A 10,998-nucleotide genomic window follows, 5' to 3' on the forward strand; every position below is an offset into this window, starting at 1 on the left:
GCGATGTTGGCCCGTGCTGCCGCGCTGCTTGCGTTGGCGCTCATGCCGTGGCTTCCAGCATGGCCGCTCCGGCGGCATCGGTGGTGGTGCCGTCGAAACCGTAGTGGCGGGCGGCCACGAAGGGTGCATCCGGCGCGGGCTGCACAAACAGGCTGACGTCGCGTACCGCCAAGGGCTGTTGCAGGAGCGGGCCGCTGGCGGCTTGCAGCATGGCGATGGCAGTAGCCTGTTCGGTTCCGTCGAGCATGCCCGTGAGGGTGATGTGGAAGATAAAGGTCTCAAATGCGTAGGGGTAGCCCCAGGCATCCAGCATGCGGCGCTCTTGCTCGCCCAGTTGCCCGGGCTTGCGGCGAGCCAGCTCCGCCGCGGCCGGCGGCGCGCGGAAGGCATCGAACTGGCGCACCGCGGCGTCTGCCAGTGCGTGCATGCGGGCATCGGCGCTGGCATCGCCGGCGAGGCACCAGGCCAGGAAGCCTCGCAGGTTATGCAACGCAAGCGGCACGGCAAAGGGCTGGCGGTCCAGCGCGAAGGCGCGCATGGCGGCGTCCAGGCCGGCCGGGGTCTGGCCATGGGCTAGCCGGAACGGGGCCTTGAGCGTGGCGTGCAGGCCATAGCGGGCCGGTGCTTCAGTCCAGCGGGCGATGCGGGCATCGTCCGCCGCGGGACGCGCGATCGCCTCGCCCGTTTCGGCGCTGCGGCCCAGCCATTGCTCGCCAACCAGCCGAAAGGGCGCGGCCGGATTCAGGTAGATGGCGTAGCGAAAGGCCTGTGGCAATGGATTGTTCGACATCGGGCTCGGCATCCTGGATAGGCGCTTCAGGCCGCGCGCCGCTCGCCGCCGGACTGTACCAGCGGGAAGGCGCGCGTGGCGTGGTGCAGCACACCGCCCACGATGGCGGCGCAGACCTGGGGCAGGGCGGGATCGCGGTCGTCGACGATGATGGCGTCGGCACGCAAGCCGGGGCTGAGCGCGCCGCGGTCGTGCATGCCGGCGGCGCGCGCCGGGTTGCGCGAGACCAGGTCCCAGGCGGCCGGCAACGGCAGCACGCCAAGCTGCGCTATCCGGAACGCGGCTTGCAGGGGCGCCGGATAGTAGTAATCGGAGGCCAGCACATTGCACAGCCCGGCGGCGATCATCTCGGTGGCATCCGGGGCGCCGGTGTGGCTGCCGCCGCGGATCACGTTGGGCGCGCCGAACACGGCGTGGTTGCGCAGCGCATGGGCGGCGCGGGCCACATCCACGGTGAGCGGGAATTCCGCCACGGTGCAGCCTTGCTGGTGATAGCGCTGCCGGGTGGCGGCGTCGCCGTCGTCGTGCGAGGCCACTTGCAGGCCGGCGGCGCGGGCGGCGGCAATCAGCCGCGCCACGCCTTCGGGTACTTCGCCAGCCTGTGCGGCCGCTTGCTCCAGCCGCTGGCGGAAGATCGCCGGGTCGCACTCCGCGCCAGTCGGCGTACTGCGCCAGCTTGCGCGCGTCGTGGATGCGGGCGGCCATCAGCGGCAGGTGGTCGTTGATGGCCAGGAAGCGTACCTTGCCGCTATCGATCCACGCCAGCGCGGTTTCCAGCCCGGCCAGGTGATGCGCCTCGAAGCGCAGGTGCACATGGTGCTGCGCGCCAAGGGTGCCGCGCATGCGCTCCAGGCCGTCGAACATGCGCTGGGCGTAAGCCTCGCCGCGCAGGCCGCCTTCCCACGATAGCGTCACGCCGTGCAGCTCGGTGGTGATGCCATGCGCGAGCAACTGGCGGTCCACATCGAACAGCGCGCTGGTGTAGGGAAAGCTCACGCCGGGGCGCGGCATCACGGCGCGCTCGAAGGCGTCGCCATGAATGTCCACGATGCCGGGCAGTACCAGCAGGTCGCCCGCATCGAGAGCAGGTCCCGCCGTGCTGGCCGGCCCGGCGAGGCAACCGCCGCGGAACGCGAAGGCCGCCGGCGCGATGCCGTTGGCGGTGAGGACGCGCCGGCCGCTCAGGCCGGCAAGGGTGGGGTGAAATGCGTGATTGGTATCCATGCTGGCGACCTTAGCGCGGGCAGATGACAAGCAGATGTCTAGACCAATTGGATTGTCTGGCGGTGCGTGCCGCGTGGCGTGCGAGTGCGCATTTTAATCCTGGTCGGCCACGGTCAGCTGCACCCAGTCGCCGGCAAAGCGCACCACGCTGTATTGCAGCGGCGCGCCTTGCGGATCGACATTGAGCGCCTCCACTTGCAGGATCGGCCGGGTCTTGGGCTGGTTGAGCTGGCGGGCCACCGGCGCCGTCGGCATGGCCGCGGTGATGCGTGACCACTTGCGCGTGTAATCGGTCACGCCGAAATGGGCGAACGCCTTGGAGATCGACTGGCGTGCCCGCAATTCGGCATCCATGTCCGGAAACCGCGTAGCGTCGAAATAATGCTCGGCCACGTCGATGGTGCGGGCTTCGGCCTTGCCCAGCATCTGTACGCGCAGGATGGGGGCGCTGCGCGCCAGGCCCAGGTGCTTGGCGATCTCGGGCGCGCGCAGCGTTTGCGACTCCAGCACCTCGATGTGCCCGCGCATGCCCTGGCTGGCCAGGTTCTGCGAAAAACGCGTGCGCCGCCCGATGGCGTAGTCGATCGCGTGCTCCTGCACGAAGGTGCCACGGCCTTGCTCGATGCGCACCAGCCCGTTTTGCTCCAGCTCGCCCATGGCACGGCGGATGGTGTGGCGGTTGACCGCGAAGCGCGTGGCGAGCTCGGGCTCGGGCGGCAGGCGCTCGCCCGGGACATAGAGCTTGTTGCGGATGTCGAGCGCCAGGGCCTCGCCGATCTGGCGCCATACCGCAACTCCCGAACCCCGTTCGACTTCCTGTTCCACCATCGTGTCCTGCCTTTTCGTCATCCTGCGTTAATCATTGGCGTGCTTCAATGGATGCGATTGTGCCTCAACGCCGGCGTGCCGTGCACGATGCCGAACTCCGTTAGCGGGCGTCACGAAAGCTTCATCTGGCTGTGTTGTAGTTCGGCCATGGATGGTATTCTACATCTAAACGTATAGACGTATAGGGGATGTGAAATGGATCGAACCGAGACCGGAGCGGGCACGCAGCCAGGGGTGGCGGCCCAGGACAAGGCGGCACAGGCGGCCCGCGCCGCGTGGCTGCGGGTGCTGGCCCTGGCCGCCCCGGATGCGCTGGAGCAAGCAGTTGGACGGCTGGGCGCGTTGCCGGCCTACCGCCTGCTGCGCAAACCGGAGAGCGGCATGGCCATGGTGCGCGGGCGCGCCGGCGGCACCGGGGCGCAGTTCAACCTGGGCGAAGTCAGCGTGACCCGCTGCGCGGTGACGCTGGAGCCCGGCGTGGTCGGGGTGGGTTACGTGCAGGGGCGTACACACGCCCAGGCGGAGCGGATCGCTGTGCTGGACGCGTTGTTGCAACTGCCCGAGTGGCATGCGCGCGTGCAGGCCGAAGTGGTCGCGCCGCTTGCCCGGGCGCGCACGGCGCAGGGTGAACACAAGGCCGCCGTGGCGGCACAGACAAAGGTGGAGTTCTTTACCATGGTGCGTGGAGAAGACTGAGATGCCAGGCCAATCAATTGCCGCCCGGGCGGCTGCATACGACAACGTGCCCCCGGGCCGACAGGGCGCCGGCGTGCCAATGCTGCTGCCTGGCTTTGACGATGCGGTGCACTCGGCGCAGCGCACCTTCCGTGCCGCGCTGGATGCCATGTCCCACCCGGGGAGCGTTGGCGAGCTGGCCGAGCCGTGTGGCGTGCCGCAGGGGCTGTCCCAGGGCCTGAGCGCATTGCTGCTGACGCTGGTCGACAGCGATACGCCGCTGTGGCTGCCGCCCGAGACACCCGAAGGCGTGCGCGCCTTCCTGCGCTTTCATTGCGGCTGCCCGCTGGTGGCGCAAGTGGAGCAGGCGGCCTTCGTGGCGGTGCCGGCCGGTTGCGCCGTGCCGGATCTGGCCGCATGCGCCCTGGGCGATCCGGCGTACCCGGACCGCTCCGCCACGTTGCTGATCGAGGTGGCATCGCTGAACGGCGGCCCCGAGGTCACGCTGCGCGGCCCGGGCATCGAGACCCACGCCACGCTGGCCGTGCAAGGCTTGCCGGCCGATTTCTGGACCCAGTGGCAGGCCAACCATGTGCGATTCCCGCTCGGCGTGGACGTGCTGCTGACCAGTGGCAGCGCCCTGTGCGCGCTGCCGCGCACCACCCAAGCGGAGGCTTGACATGTACGTTGCCGTCAAAGGGGGCGAACGCGCCATCCTCAACTCGTACCGCATGCTGGACGACTACCGCCGCGGCGACCGCGCGCTGCCGGAGCTGACACTGGCGCAGGTGCGCGAGCAGATGCCGCTGGCCGTGTCGCGCGTGATGGCCGAGGGCTCGCTGTACGACCCGCATCTGGCCGCGCTGGCCATCAAGCAGGCGGCGGGCGACCTGATCGAAGCCGTGTTCCTGCTGCGCGCGTACCGCACCACGCTACCGCGCTTTGGCTACTCGGTGGCGCTCGATACCGGCACCATGCGCCTGCAACGCCGGATCTCGTCCACCTTCAAGGATGTGCCGGGCGGGCAGGTACTCGGCCCCACCTACGATTACACCCAGCGCTTGCTCGACTTCACGCTGGAGGCCGAGCGCGAGCATGCGCCGCTGCCGCCAGCATCGACCACGCTGGACGCGCGCATGCCACGCGTGACGGACCTGCTGCGCCAGGAGTCGCTGATCGAGCCGGAGACCGTGCCCGAGCACGATCCCGCGCCGCCCGACCTCACGCGCGAACCGCTGGCGCTGCCCGCGGCCCGTCCGGCGCGCTTGCAGAACCTGGCCCGCGCCGATGAAGGCTTCCTGCTGTCCATGGGTTATTCGACCCAGCGCGGCTACGGCAACTCGCACCCGTTCGCGGCGGAGATCCGCTACGGCGAGGTGGAGGTGGAACTGTTCGTGGAAGAGCTGGGCTTTGCCGTGACCATCGGCGAGATCGAGGTCACTGAATGCCAGATGGTGAGCCAGTTCGCCGGCAACGCCGAGGAGGGGCCGAGCTTTACGCGCGGCTACGGCCTGGTGTTCGGCTATGGCGAGCGCAAGGCCATGTCGATGGCGCTGGCCGACCGCGCCATGCGCGCCGCCGAACTGGGCGAAGCCGCCGACGCACCGGCCAACGACGTGGAGTTCATGCTCTACCACAGCGACAACGTGGAGGCCTCCGGGTTCGTGCAGCACTTGAAGCTGCCGCACTACGTGGATTTCCAGACCAATCTTGAACTGCTGCGCCGCCTGCGCGCAGAGCGCGGGCAGGGCGTGCCGGCTCCCGGCGCCAACGCCGTCCGAACAAGACCCTGCCGACATGGCGCAAGCGCAGGCGCAGGAGGCCATCGCATCATGACCGACAACAACGCTGACCTCAGCGCTAACGCTAACGCCAACGCTGCCGTGCGCGACGAACACTACAACTTCGGCTACCTCGACGAATCCACCAAGCGCATGCTGCGCCGCGCGTTGCTCAAGGCGGTGGCGATCCCCGGCTACCAGGTGCCGTTCGGCAGCCGCGAGATGCCGCTGCCCTATGGCTGGGGCACCGGCGGCATCCAGGTCACGGCCTCCATCATCGGCAGCGACGACGTGCTCAAGGTGATCGACCAGGGTTCGGACGACACCACCAACGCCATCAACATCCGCCGCTTCTTCGGCCGGGTGACGGGCGTGCAGACCACCGAGCGCACCGCGCAAGCCAGCATCGTGCAGACCCGGCACCGGATTCCGGAGACCCCGCTGGCCAAAGGCCAGATCATGGTGTTCCAGGTGCCCATCCCGGAGCCGCTGCGCTGGCTGGAGCCGAGCGAGACCGAGACCCGCACCATGCACGCACTGGCCGAATATGGCGCCATGCATGTCAAGCTGTACGAGGACATCGCCCGCCATGGGCGCATCGCCACCACCTACGACTACCCGGTGATGGTCAACCAGCGCTACATGATGCGGCCGTCACCCATCCCCAAGTTCGACAACCCGAAGCTGGACTACAGCCCGGCACTGATGCTGTTCGGCGCGGGCCGCGAGAAGCGGGTCTATGCGGTGCCGCCCTTCACCAGCGTGAAGAGCCTGGATTTCGACGACCATCCGTTTGCGGTGGAGACGTGGGAGGGCTGCTGCGAACTGTGCGGCTCCACCGACAGCTACCTCGATGAAATCATCACCGACGACGCGGGCGGGCGCATGTTCGTCTGCTCCGACACCGAGTACTGCGCCACCCGCCAGGAGCACGGCGAGACCGGGCCCGGTGGCACGGCCGCCAACGCACGCAAGGAGGCAGCATGAGCCGCACCGATTCGCACCAGCCGCTGTTGTCCGTGCGCGGCCTGACCCGCACCTGGGACGGCGTGCACGGCTGCCATGAGGTCAGCTTCGATCTCTTCCCTGGCGAAGTGCTGTGCGTGGTGGGCGAATCCGGCTCCGGCAAGAGCACCTTGCTGCAGGCGGTGTCCTGGCAGGCCGCGCCGGAATCCGGCAGCGTTTGCTACGACACCCGCGAGCAAGGGCTGGTTGACCTCGCCACGCTGTCCGACGCCCGGCTGCGCCTGCTGGCGCGCACCGACTGGGGCTTCGTGCGCCAGAACGCGCGCGACGGCCTGCGCATGGGCGTAAGTGCCGGCGCCAATATCGCCGAGCGCCTGATGGCGGTGGGCGGGCGCCACTACGGCGAGCTGCGCGAAGTGGCCGGCACGTGGATGGGAAAGATGGAGCTCGACCTGGACCGCCTGGACGATGCGCCAACCAGCTTCTCCGGCGGCATGCAGCAGCGCCTGCAGATCGCCCGCAACCTGGTGACGCATCCGCGCCTGGTGTTCATGGACGAGCCCACCGCGTCGCTCGATGTCTCCGTGCAGGCCCGCCTGCTCGACCTGCTGCGCCGGCTGGTGGCGGATCTTGGGCTGGCTGCCATCATCGTGACGCACGACCTCGCCGTGGCGCGCCTGCTGGCGCACCGCACGCTGGTGATGCAAGGCGGGCGCGTGGTCGAAAGCGGCCTGACCGACCAGATCCTCGACGACCCGCACCACCCGTACACCCAGTTGCTGGTGTCCTCCATCCTGCAGGGCTGATCATGACGCAAGACGCCTACCACCATCAAAGCATGGCCGCCGACGCCCAGCGCATCCAGGTGCGCGGCCTTGGCAAGACCTTCATCCTGCACAACCAGGGCGGCACGCGCTTGCCAGTACTGCAGTCCATCGATTTCGACGCTGCCGCTGGCGAATGCCTGGTGCTGGCCGGCAGTTCCGGCGCGGGCAAGAGCACGCTGCTGCGCTGTCTCTACGGCAACTACCTGGCCACCGAAGGCAGCATCCGCATCCGTGACAACGACGAGTGGGTGGAGCTGACCCGCGCGCCGGAGCAACGCATCCTGCAACTGCGGCGTGAGGTGATCGGCTATGTCAGCCAGTTCCTCCATGTGATCCCGCGCGTGAGCACGCTCGATGTGGTCGCCGAGCCGCTGCAGCAGCGCGGCGCCAGCGCCGACGAAGCGCGCGAGCGGGCCGCGGTGCTGCTGGCGCGGCTGCAGGTGCCGGGCCGGCTGTGGAGCCTGCCCCCCGCGACCTTCTCGGGGGGCGAACAGCAGCGCGTGAACATCGCGCGTGGCCTGATCGGCGGCCATCCCGTGCTGTTGCTCGATGAGCCGACCGCCTCGCTCGACGCGGATAACCGCGCCGTGGTGGTGGCCCTGATCCGTGAAGCGCTGGCCGAGGGCCGTTGCCTGGTCGGCATCTTCCACGATGAAGCGGTGCGCGATGCCGTGGCCACCAGGCTGCTGCCTTTGCACCCGCCTGCCGCGGCCGAGGCCGCGCCCGCCGGCAAGCTTGCGGCGGTGGCAGGTTGAGCCATTCATCGTTGCCTTAATCATTCGTTCCCCATCGTTCCCGGAACCGACCATGCCTCCTGCCTACCTGACCCATGCGCGTATCGTCCTGCCCGACGGCGTGCTAGCCGACAGCGCCTTGCTGATCGAGAACGGCAACATCACCGCCATCGAGCCTGATGCCGCTGCCGTGCCACGCGCCGCCCAGGAGATCGACCTGCGCGGCCAGACCTTGCTGCCAGGCCTGATCGACCTGCATTCGGACGCCATCGAGAAAGAAGCCGAGCCGCGCTCACGGGTGATGTTTCCGCTTGACTTTGCCGTGGCGCAGATCGATCGCCGCAACGCCGCCGCGGGCATCACCACGCCTTACCATGCTGTCTCGTTTGCCGGTAACTCGTTCGGCGTGCGCAACTTCGACACCGCCGGCGAGCTCGTGCGCGCTGTCGCGGCCTTCCGCGGCCACAGCCTGGTGGACAACCGCGTCCATTGCCGCTATGAGGTCACCGATGCCAGCGCCTTGCCGGTGCTGGAGCAACTGGTGGAAGCCGGCCTGGTGGACCTGGTTTCGGTGATGGACCACTCGCCTGGACAGGGCCAGTTCAAGACGCTGGAGGCGTACCTGGCCTACATGATGGGCAACCACGCCATGAGCCGGGAAGAAGCCCGCGCCGCCGCTGACAAGAAGCTGGTGGAGCAGCACGGCGCGCTGGGCCGGGTCGAGCGCCTGCTGGCGCTGGCCGCCCGCATGGGCGTGCCGGCCGCGAGCCATGACGACGACTCGGTGGAGCGCATCGCCACCATGCATGCGCTGGGCGTGCGCATGAGCGAGTTCCCGATTAACCTGGAGACGGCGCATGCTGCCAAGGAGAAGGGACTGCCGACCATCCTCGGCGCGCCCAACGTGCTGCGCGGCCAAAGCCAGAGCGGCTCCATGCGCGCCATCGACGCCATTCGCGCCGGCGTGGCGGACTGCCTGTGCTCGGACTACCAGCCTTCCACGCTGATTGCCGCGGCCTTTGCCGCGGAGCACCTGGGGGACCTGAGCCTGCCGCAGGCCACCGCGCTGGTCAGCGCCAACCCGGCGGCGGCTTGCGGGCTGGCCGATCGCGGCCGCATTGCGGCCGGGCTGCGTGCCGACCTGGTTGCGGTCGCCATGGTGGCGGGCCAGCCATTGGTGACGCATACGTGGTCGTCTGGCCGCCTGGTGTTTGCCGCCGGCTATCCGGCGGGCGCCCTGGCGTCTGACAGCGCGGGCGTGGTCCAGATGCCGGTGGCCGGCGAGCCAGGGCGCGCGGCCGCATGAGCATGGCGGCCGGCAACGCAGGGAGCGAAGCACTCGAAGCACTCGAAGCGCTCGAAGCACCATTGGCGGGGCTGGTGCGCGCGCAAGACGCGATCCGCGTGGCGCTGCCACCCCGGCCTCACCACAAGCTGGAGCGGGTTTGAGCAGGGTGTGAGCGTGAGGGTGGGAACGCCCTAGAGATGTGACGCGCGGGCGGTGCCGTGGACGGAGGCGTGCCAGTCGCCCGGTATGTCGGGGAAGATCTCGCACTCGCCGCGCACGATCAGTTCCACCGTGGCGCACACGCCCTTGACGCCGCGCGGGCCGACACAGACCAGGCTGTGCGGGTGCTCCGAGTGATTAGGAATGGCGTACACGCGCATCCCCTCCTGATACAGGGGATGGGCGGGCAGCCTGGCGTTGAGTATTTCGACAAAACGCAAGGGGCTTACAACCGGCTTTTCCATCTTGCTCTCCCATGGAGCATGGGCGCGACCTCCGGAGGGCTCCGGATGGGCCGAATGTGCTTAGCGGACGGTTTGGACGGGAGGCAGGCATCCCTCCGGTCATGTCATCTGCACAATCCAGGAATGTGGCCCAGGCGCCGCGGCTGGCGCGAAATACGGCGAAAAAGCCGCTTACTGCGGCAATCGATTCGAGGGGCCACGTCGTAAGGTTAGGCGATTTACTGGCGGGATCAAGCTTGCCATCGGCGCAAGCGAGCTAGGGGGCCGAAGGCGGCACCCGGTGGCCGCGACCCTCGCTCGGGAAGGCCGGCTGGCGCGCTGAGGTATATTCCACGGGTGGCAGATACGCGCCTCCTACCGATTTCCCTTTTTCCGCATGAACGTTACGCCACCCCTTGCCTCCGTTGGTGCTGATCCCAAGGCCGCCTCCTTCGCCGCATTGCGCGCGCACTACGATGCCGCCGTCCTGCCGCTATGGACCGGGCCGGGCTGGAACGCGGCGATGCAATTGCCTTATGAGGCGCTGTCCGGCACCGACCAGCAGCCTTTGCCGGTGGCGCGTTACCGCGCCATGGCCTGCGCGCGCCAGCTCTATGTGTTTTCGCAGTGCGGCGACGCCGATGGGGCGGCCCACGCCGCACGCCTGTTCGCGTCGCTGCGAGGCCGTTTTGCCGATGGCGAGGCGAGTGGCTTCTTCTATAGCATCGATGCGCAGGGACAGCCTTTGGATACCACCAAGGATCTGTACACCCACGCCTTCGTCGTCTTCGCCTGCGCGGCGTATTTCAAGCGGTCGGGCAGCGCGCAGGCGCGGGCCTTGGTGGAGGGCACCACCCGTCTGATCGAGCAGCGTTTCGCCACCGGCAACGGCCTTTACCATGCCGCGCTCACGCAAGACTTCAGCCCGGTCGCCGGACCGCTTCAGCAAAACCCGGTCATGCACCTGACCGAGGCCTACCTGGCGGCGTATGAGGCCACCGGGGAGCGCTTCTATGCACAGCGGCTGGCGGGCATTGCCGCCGCCGTGCTGGCTGCCTTTGTCGATCCGGCAACCGGTTGCATTGCCGAGCTGCCTTTGGGCACCGATAGCGCGGGCAACCGGATCGAGCCCGGCCACCAGTTTGAGTGGTTCTCGCTGCTTGCCAGCGCTCCGGCATTGTTCGAGGGCACCGGGCTCAGGCAAGCGCTGGCACGCGCGTTCGACTTCGCCCTGCAGCACGGTGTCGACACCAGCACCATGGGTGTGGCGGCAGCGTTGCACATGGACGGTTCGCCGCGCGACCCGATCCAGCGCATCTGGGCGCAGACCGAGTTCGCGCGGGCGCTCGCGGTGCGCGCGGACAGCGTGGCGCTGGCGCACCTGCAGGCCTGGCTGAACGCCTTCCCGGCGCGATTCCTGCACGCGGGCGGCTGGCATGATG

The 10,998-nt window shown here is 68.6% G+C and carries 11 protein-coding genes and 2 pseudogenes; 9 read left to right on the top strand and 4 right to left on the bottom strand.

Annotated features, from left to right (window positions below; genetic code table 11):
- Nucleotides 1-40: 40 nt before the first annotated feature.
- The 3 genes and pseudogenes from OR16_RS37175 to phnF all read right to left on the bottom strand — a co-directional run bounded on the left by OR16_RS37175 (nt 41) and on the right by phnF (nt 2,842).
- Nucleotides 41-790 carry a DUF1045 domain-containing protein gene (locus tag OR16_RS37175; RefSeq protein WP_006164246.1) on the bottom strand — a complete coding sequence of 250 codons (750 nt, stop codon included), beginning with the start codon at nt 788-790 and terminating at the stop codon, nt 41-43.
- A gap of 26 nt (nt 791-816) precedes the next feature.
- Nucleotides 817-2,014 (bottom strand): annotated as a pseudogene (locus OR16_RS37180) (alpha-D-ribose 1-methylphosphonate 5-triphosphate diphosphatase).
- Between the two features lie 93 nt (nt 2,015-2,107).
- A complete protein-coding gene (gene phnF, locus OR16_RS37185) occupies nt 2,108-2,842 on the bottom strand; it encodes a phosphonate metabolism transcriptional regulator PhnF (RefSeq protein WP_006164253.1) in 735 nt (244 codons plus the stop codon).
- 195 nt (nt 2,843-3,037) lie between these two features.
- Between phnF and phnG the strand changes: the two genes are divergently transcribed.
- The 8 genes and pseudogenes from phnG (at nt 3,038) to OR16_RS44285 (ending at nt 9,274) form a co-directional block, all read left to right on the top strand.
- A complete protein-coding gene (gene phnG / locus OR16_RS37190) occupies nt 3,038-3,538 on the top strand; it encodes a phosphonate C-P lyase system protein PhnG (RefSeq protein ID WP_050983231.1) in 501 nt (166 codons plus the stop codon).
- 79 nt (nt 3,539-3,617) lie between these two features.
- Nucleotides 3,618-4,196, top strand: a complete 579-nt coding sequence (gene phnH, locus OR16_RS37195; RefSeq protein WP_006164257.1) for a phosphonate C-P lyase system protein PhnH — start codon at nt 3,618-3,620, stop codon at nt 4,194-4,196.
- Between the two features lies 1 nt (nt 4,197).
- Nucleotides 4,198-5,277, top strand: a pseudogene (locus tag OR16_RS44750) (carbon-phosphorus lyase complex subunit PhnI); the annotation flags it as partial.
- Between the two features lie 72 nt (nt 5,278-5,349).
- On the top strand, nt 5,350-6,285 hold the full coding sequence (locus OR16_RS44755; protein WP_192816483.1) for an alpha-D-ribose 1-methylphosphonate 5-phosphate C-P-lyase PhnJ: 936 nt from the start codon (nt 5,350-5,352) through the stop codon (nt 6,283-6,285).
- Nucleotides 6,282-7,070, top strand: a complete 789-nt coding sequence (gene phnK / locus OR16_RS37205; protein WP_006164261.1) for a phosphonate C-P lyase system protein PhnK — start codon at nt 6,282-6,284, stop codon at nt 7,068-7,070. The genes OR16_RS44755 and phnK overlap by 4 nt, the downstream gene beginning before the upstream one ends.
- A gap of 2 nt (nt 7,071-7,072) precedes the next feature.
- A complete protein-coding gene (gene phnL / locus OR16_RS37210) occupies nt 7,073-7,846 on the top strand; it encodes a phosphonate C-P lyase system protein PhnL (protein ID WP_006164262.1) in 774 nt (257 codons plus the stop codon).
- A gap of 52 nt (nt 7,847-7,898) precedes the next feature.
- Nucleotides 7,899-9,131 (top strand): alpha-D-ribose 1-methylphosphonate 5-triphosphate diphosphatase, encoded by a 1,233-nt coding sequence (locus OR16_RS37215; RefSeq protein WP_006164263.1) that lies wholly within the window; start codon nt 7,899-7,901, stop codon nt 9,129-9,131.
- Nucleotides 9,128-9,274, top strand: coding sequence for a hypothetical protein (locus OR16_RS44285; protein WP_158001412.1), 147 nt, complete (start codon nt 9,128-9,130; stop codon nt 9,272-9,274). Before OR16_RS37215 ends, OR16_RS44285 begins: the two co-directional genes overlap by 4 nt.
- Nucleotides 9,275-9,304: 30 nt before the next feature.
- Here the strand turns inward: OR16_RS44285 and OR16_RS37220 are convergent, their stop codons facing one another.
- Nucleotides 9,305-9,577 carry a hypothetical protein gene (locus tag OR16_RS37220; protein ID WP_006164265.1) on the bottom strand — a complete coding sequence of 91 codons (273 nt, stop codon included), beginning with the start codon at nt 9,575-9,577 and terminating at the stop codon, nt 9,305-9,307.
- Between the two features lie 376 nt (nt 9,578-9,953).
- Between OR16_RS37220 and OR16_RS37225 the strand changes: the two genes are divergently transcribed.
- The coding region (locus OR16_RS37225) for an AGE family epimerase/isomerase (protein ID WP_006164267.1) at nt 9,954-10,998 on the top strand (1,045 nt) is incomplete at its 3' end.

It is taken from the genome of Cupriavidus basilensis OR16 (assembly GCF_000243095.1).
GTDB lineage: Bacteria > Pseudomonadota > Gammaproteobacteria > Burkholderiales > Burkholderiaceae > Cupriavidus > Cupriavidus basilensis_D.